The organism is Spirulina subsalsa PCC 9445 (assembly GCF_000314005.1).
Taxonomy (GTDB): Bacteria; Cyanobacteriota; Cyanobacteriia; order Cyanobacteriales; family Spirulinaceae; genus Spirulina_A; species Spirulina_A subsalsa.
Genome location: NZ_JH980292.1, coordinates 3,271,947 through 3,292,936, shown reverse-complemented (window position 1 = coordinate 3,292,936; position 20,990 = coordinate 3,271,947). Strand labels below are relative to the sequence as shown.

14 protein-coding genes are annotated in these 20,990 nt (G+C 47.5%); 2 read left to right on the top strand and 12 right to left on the bottom strand.

Annotated features, from left to right (window positions below; all coding sequences use genetic code 11):
* Positions 1-6 precede the first annotated feature (6 nt).
* Positions 7-1,251: a hypothetical protein gene (locus SPI9445_RS27685; RefSeq protein ID WP_017305576.1), complete on the top strand. Its 1,245-nt coding sequence runs from the start codon at positions 7-9 to the stop codon at positions 1,249-1,251.
* 40 nt (positions 1,252-1,291) lie between these two features.
* Positions 1,292-2,785 (top strand): DEAD/DEAH box helicase, encoded by a 1,494-nt coding sequence (locus tag SPI9445_RS0114950; RefSeq protein WP_026079821.1) that lies wholly within the window; start codon positions 1,292-1,294, stop codon positions 2,783-2,785.
* A gap of 51 nt (positions 2,786-2,836) precedes the next feature.
* Here SPI9445_RS0114950 and SPI9445_RS27680 read toward each other — a convergent pair whose 3' ends face one another.
* From SPI9445_RS27680 to SPI9445_RS0114885, 12 genes are all read right to left on the bottom strand, one after another.
* Positions 2,837-4,978: a WD40 repeat domain-containing protein gene (locus SPI9445_RS27680; RefSeq protein ID WP_017305574.1), complete on the bottom strand. Its 2,142-nt coding sequence runs from the start codon at positions 4,976-4,978 to the stop codon at positions 2,837-2,839.
* 104 nt (positions 4,979-5,082) lie between these two features.
* Positions 5,083-6,984 carry an adenylate/guanylate cyclase domain-containing protein gene (locus tag SPI9445_RS0114940; protein WP_017305573.1) on the bottom strand — a complete coding sequence of 634 codons (1,902 nt, stop codon included), beginning with the start codon at positions 6,982-6,984 and terminating at the stop codon, positions 5,083-5,085.
* Between the two features lie 408 nt (positions 6,985-7,392).
* Complete coding sequence (gene ispG, locus SPI9445_RS0114935) at positions 7,393-8,610, bottom strand: (E)-4-hydroxy-3-methylbut-2-enyl-diphosphate synthase (RefSeq protein ID WP_017305572.1); 1,218 nt, start codon at positions 8,608-8,610, stop codon at positions 7,393-7,395.
* Positions 8,611-8,728: 118 nt separating this feature from the next.
* Positions 8,729-8,899, bottom strand: a complete 171-nt coding sequence (locus SPI9445_RS30640) for a hypothetical protein (protein ID WP_017305571.1) — start codon at positions 8,897-8,899, stop codon at positions 8,729-8,731.
* A 19-nt stretch (positions 8,900-8,918) separates the two neighbouring features.
* The gene (locus tag SPI9445_RS0114925) at positions 8,919-10,571 is read right to left on the bottom strand and encodes an MBL fold metallo-hydrolase (protein WP_017305570.1); all 1,653 of its coding nucleotides are present in this window, start codon (positions 10,569-10,571) and stop codon (positions 8,919-8,921) included.
* Between the two features lie 299 nt (positions 10,572-10,870).
* Positions 10,871-13,078, bottom strand: a complete 2,208-nt coding sequence (locus tag SPI9445_RS0114915; RefSeq protein WP_017305568.1) for an O-linked N-acetylglucosamine transferase, SPINDLY family protein — start codon at positions 13,076-13,078, stop codon at positions 10,871-10,873.
* 73 nt (positions 13,079-13,151) lie between these two features.
* Positions 13,152-14,360 (bottom strand): RNA-guided endonuclease InsQ/TnpB family protein, encoded by a 1,209-nt coding sequence (locus SPI9445_RS0114910; protein ID WP_026079819.1) that lies wholly within the window; start codon positions 14,358-14,360, stop codon positions 13,152-13,154.
* A 232-nt stretch (positions 14,361-14,592) separates the two neighbouring features.
* Positions 14,593-15,801: an RNA-guided endonuclease InsQ/TnpB family protein gene (locus SPI9445_RS0114905; RefSeq protein WP_017305567.1), complete on the bottom strand. Its 1,209-nt coding sequence runs from the start codon at positions 15,799-15,801 to the stop codon at positions 14,593-14,595.
* A 189-nt stretch (positions 15,802-15,990) separates the two neighbouring features.
* Positions 15,991-16,578, bottom strand: a complete 588-nt coding sequence (locus SPI9445_RS25730; protein WP_017305566.1) for a type IV pilin-like G/H family protein — start codon at positions 16,576-16,578, stop codon at positions 15,991-15,993.
* Positions 16,579-16,711: 133 nt separating this feature from the next.
* Positions 16,712-18,046: a class I SAM-dependent methyltransferase gene (locus SPI9445_RS0114895; protein ID WP_026079818.1), complete on the bottom strand. Its 1,335-nt coding sequence runs from the start codon at positions 18,044-18,046 to the stop codon at positions 16,712-16,714.
* Positions 18,047-18,062: 16 nt separating this feature from the next.
* Positions 18,063-19,403: a class I SAM-dependent methyltransferase gene (locus SPI9445_RS0114890; protein WP_017305564.1), complete on the bottom strand. Its 1,341-nt coding sequence runs from the start codon at positions 19,401-19,403 to the stop codon at positions 18,063-18,065.
* A 49-nt stretch (positions 19,404-19,452) separates the two neighbouring features.
* Positions 19,453-20,835: a class I SAM-dependent methyltransferase gene (locus SPI9445_RS0114885; RefSeq protein ID WP_017305563.1), complete on the bottom strand. Its 1,383-nt coding sequence runs from the start codon at positions 20,833-20,835 to the stop codon at positions 19,453-19,455.
* Between the last annotated feature and the right edge of the window lie 155 nt (positions 20,836-20,990).

Below are 20,990 nucleotides of genomic sequence, written 5' to 3'. Positions count from 1 at the left end.
ACAAACATGAAACCAATCGCTACCTGTAAATCTGCTAAAACTCCTCTAAAACTCCTGACTATTGTTCAGGTAGGTTTAGGTATAGTGGGAATTACCCAAGGGGCAGCTTTAGCAGAAAATTTAGAGAAAACCGCTCAGGATAAAGGTTTTTCCCCTAGTTATTCCTTAAGTCCATCGGTTCGAGACTTAGTAGAAATAACGGGTTATGTTATCGCCCTTAGACCGACAGAAAAAGCAAAACATCTGGGAGAACCAACGGGATTTGTTCGCCCAGAAAAAAATAAAAACGTTGTTCTAGAAGTCGAGACATTAAAACGGCAACAATTGGACTTTCAAAGGGAGATTAATCCAGCTGTTGTCACTTCTTTAGCTAAACGTGTAATCTCACCCTATTTTGCCGTAAAAAAGCAGGTTCTTCTCCTAGACGATCCTTCCGTTGAAATTGTTCCTGAAGTTTCTCCCCTGACTCAAACCCCTGCCCAACCTGACCCAGATCCGGAACTTGGCACCCTCTTACTGCAAGAAATAGAACGTCCTACCCCCAAAACTTCTCAACCCAAGTTTTTTGTCTTAGGGGGAATAGACTACATCAACAGCAGCAATATTTTCTCCCTCGTTGATCCTGTCCAAGACGGGTTATTTAACGCGAGACTGACCGTAATGGCCGTTCCTTACTCCACCCCCCAAACGGCTGTATTTGCCTCTGCGGGGGGCAATTTAATCCGTTACAGCCAACGTTCAGAGATAGATTACAACCAACTGACCTTTAATGTGGGAGTGCGTCAGCAACTGTGGCCGCGAACCTATGGGGAGTTAGGCTGGTTAAACCAGCAACTCTACAGTAAATCAGGAGGCGATCGCTTTCTTAATGATCATGCCCTCTATTTAGAACTAGGTCGTCAAGATCCCTTAGCCCCCAACCTCACCCTAGACAGTTCTTATCAACTGCGCTGGAGTAATGCTAACCCCAGCAACCGTTCTCAAGTCGTGAATGCCTTGCGTTTGTCTTTAGGGTATGGTTTCGCCCCCCAATGGAAAACCTCCCTTGACTATCAATTTGTTCTTTCCACCTTCACCGGGCAAGATCGCCAAGACACCTATCACCAATTACTCGCCCGTCTCACCTACTCCATTACTGAAAATGGACGAGTCGAAATCTTTACCGGGCCTTCCTTTGGGGGATCTTCAGACCCTCTAATTAATATTAATGGCTATGTGTTTGGAGTACGCTTAGGCTTTCGTCTCCCCTAGTCCACGATAAAATGCACACAAGCTTAAAGGACTGCGATTTATGCCCCGTTTGCCTAAGCTGACGTACCATAGAGGGACTTTGGTGTTACATCCTCCTCCCCAAGGGCGGGTGTGGATTGATTATGCGACTTGGGATGATCGGGTAGAAAAGTTTCGAGTTCCGGCGATTCATTATCGGGCTTTGGTGGAAGCGATGCAGGGGGAGGAGATTGAGTTCATTGATGAGGCACGGGATTTTAGCCCGTTGGAATTGTCGCCGAGTATGGAGATGAAACCTTATCCTCATCAGGAGGAGGCGTTGCAGGCGTGGAAGTTGGCGAATCGTCGGGGGGTGGTGGTGTTGCCGACGGCGGCGGGTAAGACCTATTTGGCTCAGTTGGCGATGCAGTCTACACCGCGCAGCACGTTGATTGTGGTGCCGACGTTGGATTTGATGCACCAGTGGTATGCTCAACTAGAGGCGGCGTTCCCGGATGTGGAGTTGGGGTTATTGGGGGGAGGTTCTCGCGATCGCACGCCGATTTTAATTGCAACGTATAATAGCGCGGCGATTCAGGCGGAGAGTTTGGGAAATCGTTATGCGTTGTTGGTTTTTGATGAGTGTCATCACTTGCCGACGGATTTTTTTCGGGTGATTGCGGAATATGCGATCGCCCCCTATCGTTTAGGATTAACCGCGACTCCGGAGCGCTCTGATGGCACCCACCGAGAGTTAGATAGTCTCATTGGTGGGGTAGTTTATCGCAAAACCCCCGAAGAACTTTCTGGCCAAGCACTGGCGGAGCATCGGGTGGTACAAATTAAGGTGAAATTATCCCCCAAAGAGCGACAAACCTATGATCAATCTATCCAAACTCGCAACCAATTTTTACGAGAATCGAAGATTGCCCTAAGCAGTTTACAAGGTTGGCAGTTGTTTGTTCAAGCTTCGGCGCGATCGCCTGAAGGAAGACGCGCCATGTTAGCCCACCGTCAAGCCAAGGAAATCGCCCTCTGTACTGAGGGAAAATTGCGCGTTTTAGCCGAACTTATCGCCCAACATTACCCAGAATCTCTCCTCATCTTCACCAACGACAACGCCACCGTTTACCGTATCTCTCAAGAGTTTCTCATCCCCGCCCTCACCCATCAAACCCCCGTTAAGGAACGCCATGCCATCCTAAGCGCTTTCCGAGAGGGGCGTTATAAGGCGCTAGTCGCCTCCCACGTCCTTAATGAGGGGGTAGATGTTCCCGATGCCCGGATTGCTGTTATTCTCTCAGGAACTGGCTCTATGCGAGAATATATCCAACGTTTAGGCCGAGTGTTACGCAAAGGCAGCGGAGCCAACAAACTGGCTATTTTGTATGAAGTTGTGACAGAAGACACTGCCGAGGAACGCACCTCAGAACGACGGAAAGGGCAAAGTCTCCCCAAACCGAAAACCCGTAAATCTCGCCCCACCCCGAAACACCAACAACTGGAAATTGTTCCCTCTTCGCCTCCCGTTTGGAAAGTGGCGGAATCTTCTCAGAGATGGGGAGAGGAGGAATAGGGAATCGGGAATCTTAACTTGTCAAGATTCCCGATTCCCCCTCTTGCCCAATCATCCGCATTGCCAAATCCCAATCGTGTTATCACTCCCCCCACTGACTAACAGGACATGATCGGCACCGTTGCCGTAACGTTCTTGACTAAACGCTAAAGAAACAACCGCCGCCGAATGACCTCGGAGGGTGCTAACTTCTTGACCTGTGGCGAGATTCCAGAGTTTAATGGTGCTGTCCCAACTGCCACTAGCCAAGATTTTCCCGTTGGGACTTAGGGCAATGTCATCTACAGACCCTTGATGACCGGAGAAGGTGGCGATTAAACTCCCGGTATCCACCCGCCATAATTTAATGGTGTTGTCTTCACTGGCACTAATTAACGTTTGTCCATCAGAGGTAAAACACAAAGCGTTCACGGTGCCTAAATGACCATTAAACGTCCTCAGACTCTGCCCGGTACTTAGTTGCCAGAGTTTAATGGTTTTATCATCACTCCCACTCGCGAGGAGTTGACCATTGGGACTAATAGCAAGGGATTTTACCCCGGTAAACCAAGGAGAATGACCCCTTAAGGTTTGTACAACAGTCCCCGAGCGCAATTGCCAGACTTTAATCGTCTTGTCGTCACTGCCACTGATTAACAGTTGCCCATCTGGACTAAAAAGGAGGGACTTAATTGCCCCAGAATGTCCGGTGAGGGGCTGGAATTTGTTCCCGGTGGTGAGTTGCCAGAGTTGAATTACCTTGTCGTCGCTGCCACTGGCTAGGATTTGCCCGTCGGGACTAATGGCTAAGGATTTGACCCTGGACAACCAGCTAGAGTCTGGATTGCCCAAGGTGCGGACTTCCTGCCCGGTGCCGAGTTGCCAGATTTTAATGGTGCTGTCGTCGCTGCCACTGGCGAAGGTCTTGCCGTGGGGATTAATGGCGATCGCATTCACTCCCCCTTTATGGCCGCTCAGATGGTGCAAACACCGCCAATTCTGGGCGGGAGTTTCGGGAATAACTGCGCTCACAGGGACGGCTTTTAGAACTGGGGCGGGTACTTCCACCGTTGCCCCGGTGGGAGTTGTCCCCCCACGCACCGGGGCGATTTCCTCCCGTTTTTCCGGGATGGGTTGTTCTGGGGTACGGATTAGGGTTTTTAGCTGTTCTACTTCCCCTCGCACCCCTTTGATTTCGCTGGCTAGGGTTTCCAATTCTTCTAAAGAATTTGCCAGTTCTGGGGGGAGGGCTGGGGTGGGAATCGTTTGTTGTAAGGAAGTGAGCATCTGTTCTAATTCCTCACGGGTTTGGCGGCGATAGTCTTCGAGTTGTTGTTGCAGTTGGCTGAGAGTTTCGCCTTGTTCGGGGGAGGGGGGGAAAGACAAGCTATTAAAACGGTCTTGGAGGGTGGCGAGGGCGGTTTGTAATTGTGCGATCGCCTCTTGAACATCATCTTGCCCCTCTAAAGCCGCGAGACGGTCTTGTAGGGTATCAAGAGAGGGGCTGCCTTGACCTTCTAAAGCCCCTAGACGGACTTGGAGGGCATCGAGGGCGTTTTGAACTTGGGCGGCATCTTGGGGGCTACCCGAGGCTTCTAGGGTGGTTAAACGGTCTTGTACCGTGGTGAGGGTTGCTTGAACCTGTGCGATCGCCTCCCCAGTACTTTGGAGTTGTTCCACCCATTGGGGAGTCCCTTCCGAGGAAACCTGTTCCAAACGGCGCAAATGGTCTTTAATTCGCTCCAGATACTGGTCAATATGAGAGAGGGAAACCTCCGTCATTTGTTGCTGATTTTCCTTTAACTCCCGTAACTGTTGTTGGGAACGAGTGTGAATTTCTTCCGTTTGACTCTTAATTTGTTCCAACTGTTGCTTAAGGGGATTAATCGTCTTGTGGATTTGGGCTAAAGCCTCCTTAACCTCTTCCTGTTGTTCTCCCACCTGTTGTTGTAGTGCCTGGGTGAGATCCTCCAACTCCGTCACTTGAGATTCTAAAGGATTCACCAACTGGTTAATATGATTTAACCCCGTGAACTGTTGCTGTTGTCGCAGACGATTAATCCGATGGCGGTTGTCCATATTTAACCCCAATGTAACAATCATCGGGAACACAGCAAAAGCGACTTGTTGGGTTAAATAAGCCACACAAGCCCCCACAATTGAACCAGTGAGGGAAATCCATTCCAGGGTTTCTAGCCAGTAACGTCGGGACATGGCAGGTGATTAAACGAAAAGAGTAAGGTTGTGCTTATTATCGGGGGAAGGGGACAATTTCGCCAAATAATTTGGGACAGGGGGCAAGGATCTTGTTAACTGGATCAATCAGAAGAAGTGAACTCTGACCAAAGCGGGCTAAGTTCTTGGTGACTCCCGTTCATTGCTTGCACTTGACATTGTTCTACAGTACAAATTGGTGCAATCAGTAAATAAGTCATCATTTCTCCTTTGCCCTTCACATCTACAATGCCGCGCTTTTCTAGATGGAAATCCTCCTTGAGCAACTCATAGGTCAAGGCCGTGACTTGAATAGCCCCCGGTAGACCTTGGGATTCCATCCGCGAGGCCACATTAACCGTATCCCCCCAAAGATCATAGGAGAATTTGCGAATTCCGATCACCCCGGCCACCACCGACCCCGAATGAATTCCGATGCGTAAACTTAAGGATTCCCCCGTTCGTCGGTTGTACTCTGTAATACTCGCCTGCATATCTAAGGCCATCCGTGCGATCGCCTCAGCATGATCTGACTTGGGTTTTGGCAGTCCCCCCACCACCATATAAGCATCCCCAATGGTCTTAATTTTCTCCAAACCATGCTTTTCACTCAACTGGTCAAACGCCGAAAAAATCATATTCAACCGTTCCACCAACTCCTTGGGGGCAACCTCTTCCGAGAGACGAGTAAACGACACCAAATCCGCAAACAACACCGTCACCTGATCATAATGCTCCGCAATGACACTTTCCCCAATTTTCAAACGACGTGCGATCGCCTGGGGCAACGTATTCAACAATAACCGTTCCGACTTCGCCTGTTCAATCTCCAACTCCTTCAAACTCTTACGCACCGACAACTCCGCCGTCTCCAACTGTCGCACCTTCTCCTGTAAACCCGCATATAACTCCCGTAACTCCTCCGTCATGCGGTTAAACGAGCGCGCCAAAACCCCCACCTCATCCTCCGTCATCACCGGAGCCAATTGATTAAAATCCCCCTCCGCCACCTGAATGGCCGCCTCCTTAATCGCCAAAATCGGCCGAGTGATTTTCTGCGCCAACCAATACACTCCCCCCGTTAACAAACCCATTGAGATCAAACCTAACGCCACAATACCCCAAGCCAAATTTCTCGCCGGAGTAAACGCCTCCACCTGGTCAATTTCCACCAACAGCGCCAGATTCAGATTCTCCAGCCACATATAATAACCAATCACCGGAATCCCCCGATAATCCAGATATAACTCCCCGCCTAAGTCTCCTTCAATCGCCCGATTAATCCCCTGAGAATGAATTCCCCGAGGAAAATCATCCATACCAAACCGATTCCCCGAAACAAAAGAATTATACTGATCCACCAAATAGGTCTTACCGCTTTCCCCCAATCCCACCCTATCCGACACAATGCGATCCATCTGTTTTAAATCCAGATGCACCGCCAACACTCCCAAAACCTCCTGAGTCCCATTCCGCAACGGTGTAGCAATCGTAATCGTCGGTCGTCCCGTCATTGGAGAAGGATACACATCCTGCACATACGCACCATTCAACCCTTCAATAAAATAAGTATCCTTCACCCGATATTGTCCCTCATGGAGCGTCTGGGTGGAAACCATCACCTTTCCCCCCGTCCGACTTAAAATAAACACCTCCGCCAACTCCGGCCGACTCGCCACCGCCGACCGTAAAGCCCGTTGTGTCACCCGATAGGCCTCTTGAAACTCCCCCGAATCCTCCGGTTGCGTTAATAACCCTTCCAAAGACTCCCGAATTTCCGGCAACTGGGCAATGGAAAACGTCGCCTCCTGTTGATTCCCTAACCACAAAGCCAACGCATCCGCCTTGAGAAACGCCGTCACTCGCAAACGGTCAAACACCAAGCGCGTAATCACCACCCGCGCCCCCCAAAAGGTCAACGCCCCAATCCCTGTCACCGTAGGCAGTGACAGCAACAGAAAATAGGCAACCAGTCGAGTTCGCAGGCTTTTTGACCAAAATTTCATTCCCAAAAGCCCCAGTCTGGGCAGGTCAAAAAAAGAGGCAGACAGGATTATCCCATGACAATCACACTTTCCCCTATACTAAGCTATGCCTCACCCAACCGAATGATTCTCTGACATCCCCCCACCATTTAGCCTGAACAGTAAGGCTTTGGAGGGACTAGGGAATAGGGAGTCGGGAAAAATAATCAACCTCTCCCCTGCTCCCCCTCCCCCCTGTTCCCTGTTCCCTGAAGAGAGGGAGTCGGGAATCGGGAGTCGGGAATCGGGAGTCGGGAGTCGGGAATAGGTGATAGGGAATAATTATCAATTCTCCCCCGCTCCCCCTCCCCCCCCGTTCCCCGTTCCCTGTTCCCCACCCGAAGCAGAGGTATTCAGCAAGCCCTAGACGAGATAACAAAAGTTAAATGGTCAAGGTTCTACCCAACGACCATCCGCCTTAATTAAATTAATCAACTCCGCCACCCCCTGATCTTCGGGCACCCGTTTAATTTCCTCCCGGCCACGATATAGGGAAATATAGCCCGGTTGTTTGCCCACATAACCATAATCCGCGTCGGCCATTTCTCCCGGGCCATTGACAATACAACCCATCACCGCAATATCTAACCCCGTTAGGTGTTTCGTCGCCTCACGCACCTTATGCAGTACCTCCTCCAAATTAAACAGCGTCCGACCACAGGAAGGACAGGCCACATATTCCACCATCGTCTTCCGTAGTCCCAACGCCTGCAAAATGCTATAACAGACGGGAATTTCCTTCTCTGGTGCCTCGGTTAAGGAAACGCGAATTGTGTCCCCAATGCCCTCCGCTAATAGTGTCCCAATCCCAGCCGTAGACTTAATTCGCCCATATTCTCCGTCTCCCGCTTCCGTTACTCCCAAATGCAGAGGATAGTCCATGCCTAATTCATCCATCCGCTTGACCATCAAACGGTAAGCGGCCAACATCACAGGCACCCGGGACGCTTTGAGAGAAATCACCAAGTTTCTAAAGTCCAAAGACTCGCAAATGCGCAGAAATTCTAAGGCTGACTCCACCATCCCTTCGGGCGTGTCACCATAGGTAAATAACATCCGTTCCGCCAGAGAGCCATGATTTACCCCAATCCGCATGGCTTTCCCCTGTTCTCGTAGGGAAATGACTAAGGGTTCCAAGGTTTCCCGGATTTTGTCGCCAATTTCTTGGAATTCGCTCTCGCTGTATTCCGTGCGGTTGGTTTTGGGTTTTTCAAATACATATAAACCGGGGTTAATCCGCACTTTATCCACGTGCTTGGCGACTTCTAGGGCAATTTTCATCCCGTTGTGGTGAACATCAGCCACTAAAGGCACGGGGCGATAGGTGCGCGCTAGTTGGGTTTTAATCTCGGCTAAGGCTTTGGCGTGGGCCATACTGGGGACGGTGACGCGGACAATTTCACAGCCAATTTCATGGAGGCGACGAATCCCTGCAACTGACCCACTAATATCTAAGGTATCTTCATTAATCATGGATTGCACGACCACGGGATACCCTCCCCCAATGGTAATGTCACCCACGGGAACAGGACGGGTTTTCCGACGGTGGATGACGGTATCCAAGGGAGCCGCTGAGGTAGAAGATTGAGGGCTTTCTAACGTTTGCATAAAAAATTAGCGTAGTTCTAAGTCGCTTTCTATTCTCTCATAGGGGTTTCCCTTTATTTCTAGAGTTCTATCTTTGGTATCAGTGGGGGAGGTAATAGGTAGGGCTTGCTGAATAACTCTACTCTGGGTGGAAAACAGGGAACGGGGAATAGGGGAATAGGGGGAGCAGGGGAGCAGGGGAGCAGGGGGGCAGGGGGGCAGGGGAGCAGGGGGGCAGGGGAGAGGCAATCTCCCGACTCCCGACTCCCGATTCCCGACTCCCGACTCCCGACTCCCAATTCCCCCCCACCAGTAAGCCCTAATTAGGGTTATTCAGTGCTGAGATCCTCGCTCTCCGGTTTGGTCTCAAAGACCGGACAATAGCCCTCCGGTGTCACCTTAAAGCCGTAGAGGGGGGAGGCGGGGTTATAACAGCGTTGTCCCCGTTGGTGTAAGCAGTTGCGACAACAATCTAAACTGGCTTGTAGTTTGGCATTATTACTTTGGCTGAGGAGTTCCCGTTGAGAAATGCCCCGCAGGACTAATTCCTCCCCCTGCCAGCGTGCCTCGACTAATCCGGTGTCGGCGAAGCTGTTCCAACGTGGGGTTTGGGTGATGGAACCGGGGAGGTTAATGTTAATGGTGGCCCCAATTTCGTTGATTTCTCCTTCATAGTGGGTGTCTGTGGGGGCGGCAGGTTGGATGAAGCGATCGCCTACAGGTAACTCGACTAAGGTTCCGGGGTTGGGACAGTGGAGGTGATAACGGTTTTGCAGTTCCTCTAAACTGGTGAGGTCGGCGAGATCCGTAGGAGTGCCATGAATGAAAAGAACGTGCTGGGGGCGGATGTTGTGAATCAGTTGGGTGGTGTTGCGTCCGTCGCTGTGTTCGGCGAGCAGGTAGGTTTCAAGGCTTAGATCCGGGGGAAGGCTTTGATACCAAGTCGCATGGGGGCGCAGTTTTTCGGGAACTAAGATCACCCAAGCGCCAGATAGTTCCTTCACATAGTCTGGCCAGGGAGCCCCTTGATCCACTAAGACAATGGCGGGGGTTTCGCCTAATTCGGGCCAGTGATCTGGGTCTAAACGGCGGACGCGGGGGAGGACTTGCTCATCCCAAAATAGGGGTTGATGACGGGCGAAGTTCTGAACAGAGGTGGGGAGATGGGGGAGGAGGTTCAGGTAATCATCGCAGACGGTGGCGACGGGATCTGTCACCCAGATATCGAGGTTTCGTCCGGTGAATTGATGGTGCGATCGCAATAACATTAAGATTTCCTGTCCCAGTCCCAAGGGTGGCACGGGGAGGAGGACGGAATAATTCTCCGCGATCGCCCGATCAATTTGGCTCATTAACTGTTTTTCCAGTTGGCGGCGACGAGGATGGCGGGCGGTGCCATAACTCCCCTCCACAATCAAAACATCGGGGGAGGATCCCCGCAGGGTTTCTAAGGATAATCCTTCCACTAAGCGGGAGTTGGAGAGGAAAAAATCCCCTGTATAAAGTAGGGTATAAGCCCGTTGGGGGGTGGTGTAGGTTAATAATAAAGCGGCTGCCCCCGGGAGGTGTCCGGCCGGGAAGAGTTGGCCCTGCAGGTTCTCGAAAAAATGAACAGGCGATCGCCAAGGCAAGGTTTGGCAAAAGCGCGGAATCGGGTTAATCTGTTCTTGCTCTAACCAGTTTAGGTGTAATAATTCCGCCGTGGCTTCACTGCCATAAATCGGTAAATCGGGGAAACAATCATGTAAGTCTAATAAGCCCCGGGCATGATCTCCGTGGGCATGACTGCAAAAGACCAAATCGGCGGGAGCGTCTTTCTCTTCCAGTAAAGGAGAAATATCGGGCAGTCCACAATCGAGCAGAATCCGATATTCTCCCATTTTGACCAGCAAACAGACTCCCTCCCTATCATGACCAACACCATAGGGCAGACAAACTAAATCCGGTTGGTGGCTAGAGGAGATCAGACGAGGGGAACCCATAGATTGCAGATTGACGGTTTTTTTCTAATGTGCGGATCCATTGCCGTGATAGTTGTCGGAATCATAAAACCCGTTCTGGGTGCCAAAAAATAAGGTGGCGACAATGAACAACCCGGTTAAGATTAGTAAAATTAGCTTGACATCCATAGTTATGACTCCTTCTGTTTGAATCGGATGCAAGAGCAGAGAAACCGCTCCAGTTTGCATTGTAAACCCATCTTAAACGAAAAATTAAAGCCCCGTCCCTTTAGCGCGGGGAGCATCAAAACTTCTGCCGGGGGAAAGATGGGTGAGGTGAGTTAAGCCAAATTCCCTTGAGATTGGAAGCGCTGCCACATCCCCTGATAAGCTTCCTCCATGTCCTCGGTGAACTGTTTGCCATTCCATAACGGAGCCTGATAACGAGCTTGTTTGAGTTTCCCGGCAAGGGTACTCCGTAAGGTGGGATCTTTCCCTAAACGAATCCCCCATTGAATATATTCCTCATCACTCCACGCAATCCCTTCTGTAATCCCTGCATTTTTTAACATGGTGTAGCTATTGCGGGCTGAAAATTGTTGGCCGACTTTAGTCACTAAAGGAATCCCCATCCAGAGGGTTTCTAGGGTAGTGGTGGCTCCGTTGTAGGGGTAGGTATCTAGAACAATATCCGCCATGCCGAGGTTAGCACGGTGGGTCATTTCGCTGTCGTCAATGTCGAGAAAGCGGAAGCGTTCGGCCTCGACTCCGGTTTGTTCGGCCATCGTTAAAAATACCCGTTTGACGGCTTCGGAGTCGGCGGCACCTTTGACTAAAAAATAACTATTCGGCACGGCTTTGAGAATTTCCAGTTGGAGGTTAATCGTGTGGAGATGGCGTTTATAACCGTGTTGCACGCTGTAGTAAATGACGGCATCGGGGGGGATGTTTAACTGGTGACGATTCAGGGTAGGAATCCCCACTTCAAAGCCATCTGTGGCGATGTAGGTATGGGGTAAGCGCCAGATTTTCTCCTGATAGTAGTCTTGGGCGTTGTCGGGTAAAACGTAGGGATCGGCGATAAAGTAATCTATGGCGGGGATTCCCGAGGCATCCCACCCTAACCAAGTGATTTGGATGGGGGCGGGTTTTAGGGCGGTGACGGCACAGCTAACATCGAGGGTGAGGCTGTCTAAATCTACTAGGATATCAATTTGATCGTGGTGGATTTGTTCGGTGATTTCGAGGGCTTGGGTAGATTTGTAGGTTTGATGGACTTGTTGGCTGTACCACTGTTCAAGGGGATCGTAGGTGTTGGCAGTGGTGATGAAATAGGCGTAGAGTTGGAAGTTTTCCTGGTTGTGGTGTTTGATCAGCGATCGCGCTAACCAGCCAACGGAGTGAGTCCGCAAACAGTGGGAAAGGTAGCCAATCCGTAAGGGCTGATTCCGAGGGCGAGGGTTTTGGTTGGCGTTGTGGTATTTTTCCACTAACTCCCGGTGATGAATTTGGGCGTTGTGTTGGCAGAGTTGGGCGATTTGGTTCTGGAGACGGCGGTTTTCTGGGGCGCGATCGCGAAAATAGGGGGCGAAGAAGTAGGTACTATACAGACGGGAAACTTGCAGGGGCGTGAGTTCCGGTTGTTCCGTCATCAACCGTTCAATCAACTGCTCATGACAGAGAAACTGCTCAAACCCTTCTTGCCAATGCCCCCCCGTACTCATCAAGGCACGCAAAACCCCCTTACTGGCAAAAACCTGATCGGGTAAGTTCTCCACCAGTGTGGCGTAAAAGCGCGCCATTTCTAAACCTTGATCAAATTGGTTAGAGTTTTGGTATAACCGGGCGAGCAGGTTGACCAGTTCAGGAGTACGGGGATCGAGGCGTAACCCCAGTTCACAGAGTTGGGCGGCAATTCCGGGCTGGCGTTGAGAATGCCCCAAAGCTACCCCAACCTTTAAACAAAAGTTCAACACCGCCACCTTTTGGCTGTCCTCTTGAGCATAGGCAAGACTGGCCTCCATGAGCGGGATTAAAGCCGGATTGCGGGCATCATGGCTAAAGAGTGCTTGTAGCACCGTTAACAGCAGGGCAAAATCCAAGGGTAGCCCCGATTGTAACAGGGGGATTACGCCCCACTCTTCGAGTTCCGAGCCATTGTAACGATCAGGAATCGCCAACCGCAACAACTCAAAGAGATTCTGGAGATCCCTCGGTGCCAACTCCCGAATTTCCTCCCGAATCCTCCAAGTTTGCTCCTTCTCCCCCAACCATTCCTGACGCACCGCCTCCTGAGTCAAAATCCCCACCAACTCCAGCGTCCAACGTTCTACTGTCTCCTCATCCCCCTCCAACATCACCATTAGCCAAGTGGTTTGAGCTTCTGAGGATTTTCCCTGTAACAGCAACATTAAGCCCAAATGCCAGTACAAAGTGACCTGCTCCGGGGCAATCTGTAGCGCCTGTTCATAGGCAAAAGCCCCTTGAACATAATCCCCCGCTAAATAGGCCTGTTGTGCTTGCTCTTGCCACTGTTCTAGAGTTGCCATGTTTGATGGGATAACCTGCTTTGAAATCAACACAAATTGACACTCCTGTCGCTAAAAGCGAGGGATTCTTGGTTCACCGAGTTTCCTTAACTTGACAGGACGTATCCAACCAAGCCAGAGGGAATCTCTCCCCAAGCGTATTAGTTTCCGTGTGTCCCACGGTACTTAGTCCTCTTTTCAAAATGTTGATAGCAGCATTAACATCTCTATCTTCGGTATAACCACAATGGGGACAAACATGGGTTCTTGTAGATAGGGATTTAGGCACTTTTTGACCACAGTTAGAACAATTTTGACTCGTGTTATGGGGCGGCACTGCTACCGTAGCCTTACCATATTTAAAGCCAAAATACTCTAGCCATTGACGAAACGTTGACCAAGCCGCATCATGAATAGATTTAGCTAGTCTAGAGTTTTTTACCATGCCTTCGACATTTAAGTTTTCGTAGGCGATGAAATCGTTAGATTTAATGACGCGCAATGCCTCTTTTTCGGCAAAGCCTCTACGTTGCCTACTTATTCTTAAATGTTTTCTCGCATATCTCTTTCTAGCTTTTTGATAGTTGTTTGATTGGGGTTGACCCTTCTTAAACTTTTTGGATTTCTGCCGATTCAGACGGTTTAATCTTTTTTCGGCCTGGCGATAGTATTGTGGTATCTCTACTGTTTCACCATCACTGTTCCCATAGAACACTTTTAAGCCTACATCCAATCCTACACATCTTTTAGTCGGTTCTAGCGGTTTAGCGTATTCCCGAATATCAACGTTTAGACAGAATTGGACATAGTAACCATCCGCTCGTTTAATAATCCTAACTCGTTTAATTTGGTCTAAAGGATAAAAGTTTAGGTCCCTAGTTCCTTTCAGTTTAACCGTACCGATGTTTTTCTTATCTGTGAAAGTGATTTTTTTCCGGTCTTCCGATAGTTTCCAACCAGAGTGTTTATATTCTACAGAACGGTTATTCTTTTGGAATTTAGGATAACCTTTTTTCCCTTTAACCTTTTTCTTACAATTGTCATAGAAACGAGCAATAGCAGACCATGCTCGTTCAGCAGATGCTTGTCTGGCCGTAGAATTTAGAGTATCAACAAACTTGAACTGTTTGGCGAGAACTGCACAGTATTTATTGAGAGAATATTTGTCTACTTTGTCTTCTCTCTTGGCATCCATCCAAAGCTTTAACGCTTTGTTTCTGATGAATTGGACTGTACGAATAGCTTCGTCTATAGCCAATGACTGATAAGGCTTAAGCACAGCTTTCATCTCTAAGACAATCATTGTTTCTCGACCCCAAACAACTATTTGTATGCTATACCATATAGCACAAATTGTCAAGATTTGAGTCGTGCTTCGTGTCACTGAGCCTGTCGAAGTGCTGTTTCTATACGGGTCGGGGTTTCATCCCGTCGGTGTTCGTGAAACGTTGCGCAGCTGTCCCCGAGGGTCTTCACCCCGACATTCTCGATAAAGAAGTAGTGCAGTTCCCTACACTACCCCTGACAGGAGTGAACTACCCCACCCTGCCGTTGGCGAGGATGGGGCTTCCTGATTCAACGGGAAAAGCATCTAGCAAAACCGAAGTTTTACCAGGTTGTCTTACGTTCCCTCCCCAGGCCGTATCGCTGGTTCCCAACGACAATATCCGCAAGGCTTCATTTTTAATGTTTTGTGCTGCATTAATATCACGGTCGTGGTGAGTGCCACAATTTTGACATTCCCATTGCCGCACTTCTAACGGTAAGCTATCCACTCGATTAAGGCAAACGTGACAGGTTTTTGAAGACGCAAAATAGCGGTCAACTTCAATATAAGTTTTGCCTTCCCACTCGGCTTTGTATTTCAGCATTGTGGTAAATATTCCCCAACCCACATCACTAATTTCCTTGGCTAGTTTAGGGTTTTTTGCCATCCCTTTGACGTTCAGATTCTCTACAGCAATCACTTGGTTTTCGTTAACTATCTTGCGGGATATTTTGTGGAGAAAGTCCTCACGACATCGGGCTATCTTACTATGAACTTTGGCGACTTTTTGTTTCGCCTTAGCTCGATTTTTACTACCTTTTTGTTTACGCGATAGCTTTTTTTGTTTGCGCTTGAGGTTATTTTGGTGTTTGGCAAAATGGCGGGGATTATCGTACTTAGACCCATCGCTAGTAATCGCAAAATGAGTTAGTCCAACATCAATGCCAATAGCTTTACCCTCAACCGATGGGCTAATGGCATCTTTACCGTCATCCACTAACACCGAAGCATAGTATTTGCCGTCAGGATTTTTGGAGAGAGTAACTGCTTTGATTGTCCCTTCAAGTTCCCGATGACGACGGCAATACACTAACCCAATTTTTCCCGGTATTTTGATGTAATCCCCCTCCAACTTAACGTTAGCAGGATAACTTAAAGACTGCCGACCATGCTTTGACTTGAAACGGGGTGACAGCGCCCGTTTCTCAAAAAAGTTTTTGTAGGCAGTAGAAAGATTAAGTGCAACCACCTGTAAGGATTGGGAGTAGGCATCTGTTAGCCAAGGATATTCCTTTTTTAGTTTAGGTAACAGGCTTTGAATGTATCCACGAGACAATCCTTTCCCCGTCTCGATATAGGTTTTTTGGCACAAGTCTAAGGCAAAATTCCAATACCAACGACAGCATCCGAACGCCTTAGCCAGGGATACTTTTTGCTCGTCAGTAGGATAGATACGATACTTGTAAGCCTTATACATTATCGAGAACCAGTGTTGCCGATAACAGTATAACCAATTATCTAAGGATTTTATCTAAGGATTCGCTGTCGCTCAGTATATTACGGGGTTGCTATCCATTCCCTCCCTGCAAGCGAGGAAGGGGATGGATAGCAACATTTTTGTTAAATATAATTGGGGTCGGTTTGAACCAGTACCCCATCCTGAATATTAGCCGCCCGACAAATCTTTCCAACCACCATTGAAAGCGCCAGATTTAGGAGCTTCTTCGCATTTCGCACCATCAGGACCCAATTTAGTGGGAACAGCAAGAGCCGCATCAGTCGGACCAGTCACTTTAGCCGGTTTGATGGTTTCGCAAGTTCCCGTTAAGGTTAAAACTTCCCCTGTATCTGTGTCGCCTTGAGCGGTAACGTTCAACCCAACATAACTCTTCAGTGCAGGTTTGTAAGCCGCACCATAGTTAGCCGCACCATCTCTGTTTGTACTGGCTTTCAGCACATAGATGTAGTTATCTGTTTGACTCTTAATCCCAATGCCCAACTCAGCTAAGTTGGAGGTAAATTCTGTTCTCCCCAAGGCAAAGGCTTGTTGAGCGCGGTTCACAGAACCGACGTTTTGGCGGGCTTCGGACTGTTTCGCTTTGTTGGCTTGGCCTAACAAAGAAGGCAGGGCAATAGCCGCCAGAATACCAATAATAATGATTACAACCAGTAGTTCAATCAGGGTGAAACCTTCATCCCCTTTTTTATTCCCATTCAGGTGCATCAAGAACTTCGCTTGAAATTCCGGTCTCATGATGACTCTCTCCTATCAATTGACTTAGCTGGATTTCTCCGCTTATGACCGTAAGTTACCCAGCTTTGTCCTCTTTCCTATCACCCCCCGGCAAACTTTTTTCCCCATGTTGCTGGTAATACTTTATTCAGTATCAATCGCCTCCCTGTTGTAGTAGCACATATCCCCCACTTTCGAGGGTGATTAACACCTGCTGTAATAACTCCCTTGCCTCCTCTGTACCCATTGGCTGAAGGGTGGCTGGATGTACAGGGTGCAGCACTTGCCAACGCTGGACTAAACCACTTAAGGATTGAGGCTGTTCTAATAAGGCCGGAAACACACAAGCGGCAATGGTACTATCAATAAAACTTTCGGGCTGTCCGAGGGGGAAATGGCTATAGATATCAAAAGGCTGCATTTTCTGGATACTCTCGAACAGTGCCTGTTTGAAACTCTCCCGCTTTAATAGGGGGTGTAAATGCACTATCACCCCTTGCCAGTCTTCCCTCATCCATTCCGTCACAGGTGGCACGGGAGGCTGAGATTGGGGATGACCACACCAAATATCTAGTAAACGGTTTATGGGATGGAGTAATTCAAACAGATGCAGTTTATCCTCAAGGCTCGCCTCCGAGAAAATCAACTCCAGAGACACAGGTAAATTATGCGGTTCCTTGAACAGGGCGTTAAAATTCCAATCCCGCCAGCGCACCATTTCGATAAACTCCAAATCCGCCGCCCGCAGGAAGCTGAACAACTCTGGAATGGTGAAACCGCGATCGCCCACTAACAAATAATTGACCATAATAGAACAGTCATCATAAATAGCCTCACTATTCTCCTTCCAGCTAATTTTTTTCAATAAAACATCATCCTTTAAAGCGTTCATCATATCCCGCACTACCCCTAGGGCGAACTCTTCCGGGTTTTCTGCAAATAACCCCATTTCCTTAAACACTTCCTGCGCCCGAAAAACCACGGTTCGACCATGCAAACTATGTAAATTAATTCGCAAAATGCCATCAGGTTTTAAAACCGCTTTCATAGCTTTTAACGCCGCTACTTGATCTTTGACTAAATAGAACGTCTCATCACAATTAATATAATCAAACTGCCGCCCTAACTTCGGCAAATCTTCCAACGCCAAAGCCACAAACTCCGCGTTATCAATGCCATGATATCGCAAGCGTTTTTCCGCTAATTCTACCGAGCGTTCCGAAATATCCACCCCCACAATTTGCGCCCCCGGATTCGCTTGTGCGAGTCCCAGGGCCTTGTATCCACTACCACATCCAGCATCCAAAATAACCTTATCTGCCGGATTAATCACCTGTTTATTGCGCACATAAAAAGCCGTCACCAAGCTATGAATATATAAAAAGGGAATATCTTGTTCATGACTGGCCTCAATTGAATTAGAGGGATAGGGTAAACTATTAAACTGTTCCCGTACCCGTTCCAATAGCTCTTTATCTTGATTTTCCATGAAATGCACCTCGCTTTTATCCTCGTTCTAACAACACATAACCATAGGCTTCTAAGCCCGTTAACGTACTTTTTAACACCGTCAACGCTTCCGAATCCGTGGTAGGTTCTAAAGTAGCTAAGTTAATCGGTCTTAAGGTTTTCCAACGTTGAATCAGTTGGTTTAAACTCTGGGGTGCTTCCCACAAAGGAGGTAATACACAAGCCGCAATTGTCACATCAATTGAGGTGGGTACACCCCCAGCAATCGGCAGATACTCACTAATCGTAAAATCCTGTAAGCTGCGACAAGCATTCTTTAATCCTGTGCGTACTTTTTCAGTATTCAATTGAGGGTGTAAGTAAATTTTAGCCCCTTGCCAATCCTCATCTAACCACTGACTAACGGGTAAAAATGGTTCTCCTTCCCCCGGATGTCCGCACCAAAAATCTAACAGTCGGTGGATAGGACTTAATAACTCGAAAACCCTCAGTTTTTCCTCTGGACTGCTTTGAGCAAAATGCTCTCCTAAAGCAACAGGTAAATTATCCGGCTCTTTAAATAAATCCAACCATTGCCACTGTCGCCAGTTTACCATACTAATAAACTCTAAATTGGACTGGTGCAACAGGTTAAACATATCCTGAACATTGTATCCTTTATCCCCTTTCAGCAAATAGTTACAGAGAAAAAATTCTTTCCTAGAAGCCGGATCTTTATCATAGTCAGGCGACCAAGTTTTTGTTTTAGTTGGCACATTATCCTTCAAACAATGAACGATTTCTAAAGCAAATTTGATATCGTCATCATTAGTATTTTTATCCATAAGCCCAAGCATTGAAAAAAATTTCTGGAAGTTGTACATACCTACTCTTTGGGCGGCACTGTGTAGATTAGTGCGTATAATTCCTGATGGTTTTAATTTTTTCTTAAATATTTTCAAAGCTTGCAAAGGGTTTGGCAAAAGATACAAAACCTCATCACAATTAATATAGTCAAAGTCCCAAGATAAGGAAGGGATATCATCCACAGAAACAAGGAAAAATTCGCATTGATCCTGTTTATTAAAATATTCCGCTCTCTTTTTAGCAAGTTCTATAGATTTTTCGGAAATATCAATGCCAATAATTTTGGCTTCTGGGTTAGCTTCAGCTAAAATTAAGGAGGTAAATCCTGAACCACATCCTACATCTAAGATGGTTTTATTTTGTGAGTTGATGACCTTTTGATTGCGGAGATAATAGGCTGTTGTCAAATGGTTGGTGTACAGTCTTCCGGGAAATGTTTTCGGGTCAACATCTAAGGGGGTTTTGGGATAGGGACCAAAATCAAACTGTTCACGCAGTTGTTCTAGCAATTTGGCATCATTTTCAGTCATGGAATATTTACCTAATTTTTGGGGTTGCAATATAATGGTTTAGTTCTATTTAAGCTCGTTCTAGTAAAATATAACCACAAGCTTCTAAGGTGGTGAGTGTCTTTTTCATCAAGCTAAAACTATCCTCGTCGGATGTGGGTTCTAATGTTTCTAAATCAACGGGATGGAGTCGTTTCCACTGCTCAAGGAGTACCGGGAGAGATTGGGGTGCAGTAAGCAGTTGAGAAAATAAACAAGTGGCTAAGGTAATTTCAAGGGAAATGGGTTGACTTCCTGCAATGGGAAGATGAGAATGCAGGGGAAAGGATTGTTGATTTTGGCAGCAGATATTTAAAGCGTCTTTAACGTCGGTTCGCCTCAGTTGAGGATGGAGATGTACCCGGCAATTATACCAGTCTGGGTCACTCCATTCTGAAACAGGCAAGAACTCAATCCCTGCCCCCGGATGACCACACCAAAAGTCTAAAAGTCGATGAATAGGTTGCAGCACCTCAAAGAGTTGTAGTTGTTCCTGAATCGTGATTTCTGGTAAACTCAATGCCAGGAATATAGGCAAGTTATCCGGTTCTTTAAATAGGTCGTTCAGTTGCCATTGTCGCCAGTTGATCATACTGATAAACTCTAGATTGGCTTGTTCTAAAAAGTTGAACATATCCGTAATTTCATAGCCTTTATCTCCTTTAAATAGATAATTTTCGATGACTAATTCTTTTCTTTTGCTTTCGTCTGCATAGTCCTCTGACCAAGTAGCATTTTTAATAATTACATTGTCTTTCAAGGATTGCATAATGTCGATGACTGTATCAATATCAGTGTCGTCTACTTCTTTATCCATAAAGCCCATCATATTAAACATTTTCTGCACTTGAAAAATTCTGAAGCGCTGGGCTTTACTGTGTAAGTTAGACCGTATAATTCCAGTGGGTTTGAGTTGAGCTTTTAGCTGGTTTAGTGCGGCTACTTGGTCAGGGAGTATATAAAGAACTTCGTCACAGTTAATATAATCAAATTCATAGGGCAATTGACCGAGTTCATCGACGGATAAAACATGAAATTCACACTGGTCTTGCTTGCTGTGATATTCAATTCTTTTTTGCGCTAATTCAATAGATTTAGGGGAAATATCTATGCCGATGACTTTGGCTCTGGGGTTAGCTTCGGCAAGGATTAATGAGGTGAAACCTGTGCCGCAGCCTACGTCTAAAATGGTCTGATTTTCGGGAGAAATAACTTGCTGATTGCGCAAATAATAAGCGGTGGTGAGATTGTGGGTATAAAGCCGTTCTGGAAAACGTTTAGGGTCAACTTCTACAGGGACTCTGGGATAAGGACCGAAATCAAATTGTTGGCGAATTTTATCCATTAATCCCTGATCAACTAATTCTTGATCAAGCAATTCTTGCTCTATGGGTTGAGATTGATTTTCACTCATTGTGGTGGATTAACCCCTGAAAACTCCTTTTCTATCCTATCGGGTTTATTGAGGTTTGCAAAAGGTTAGGCGGAAAAACCGGGAAATGCTATGCTGACAATATAGATTTATTATGATTTAGGTAGAAAGCATGAGTCAATCTAATGTTAAATCGG

Bases quoted from the DNA above. Each gene is read 5' to 3' on its own strand.
- SPI9445_RS27685 (WP_017305576.1), top strand. From the start codon at position 7: ATGAAACCAATCGCTACCTGTAAATCTGCTAAAACTCCTCTAAAACTC.
- SPI9445_RS0114950 (WP_026079821.1), top strand. From the start codon at position 1,292: ATGCCCCGTTTGCCTAAGCTGACGTACCATAGAGGGACTTTGGTGTTA.
- SPI9445_RS27680 (WP_017305574.1), bottom strand. From the start codon at position 4,978: ATGTCCCGACGTTACTGGCTAGAAACCCTGGAATGGATTTCCCTCACT.
- SPI9445_RS0114940 (WP_017305573.1), bottom strand. From the start codon at position 6,984: ATGAAATTTTGGTCAAAAAGCCTGCGAACTCGACTGGTTGCCTATTTT.
- ispG (WP_017305572.1), bottom strand. From the start codon at position 8,610: ATGCAAACGTTAGAAAGCCCTCAATCTTCTACCTCAGCGGCTCCCTTG.
- SPI9445_RS0114925 (WP_017305570.1), bottom strand. From the start codon at position 10,571: ATGGGTTCCCCTCGTCTGATCTCCTCTAGCCACCAACCGGATTTAGTT.
- SPI9445_RS0114915 (WP_017305568.1), bottom strand. From the start codon at position 13,078: ATGGCAACTCTAGAACAGTGGCAAGAGCAAGCACAACAGGCCTATTTA.
- SPI9445_RS0114910 (WP_026079819.1), bottom strand. From the start codon at position 14,360: ATGATTGTCTTAGAGATGAAAGCTGTGCTTAAGCCTTATCAGTCATTG.
- SPI9445_RS0114905 (WP_017305567.1), bottom strand. From the start codon at position 15,801: ATGTATAAGGCTTACAAGTATCGTATCTATCCTACTGACGAGCAAAAA.
- SPI9445_RS25730 (WP_017305566.1), bottom strand. From the start codon at position 16,578: ATGAGACCGGAATTTCAAGCGAAGTTCTTGATGCACCTGAATGGGAAT.
- SPI9445_RS0114895 (WP_026079818.1), bottom strand. From the start codon at position 18,046: ATGGAAAATCAAGATAAAGAGCTATTGGAACGGGTACGGGAACAGTTT.
- SPI9445_RS0114890 (WP_017305564.1), bottom strand. From the start codon at position 19,403: ATGACTGAAAATGATGCCAAATTGCTAGAACAACTGCGTGAACAGTTT.
- SPI9445_RS0114885 (WP_017305563.1), bottom strand. From the start codon at position 20,835: ATGAGTGAAAATCAATCTCAACCCATAGAGCAAGAATTGCTTGATCAA.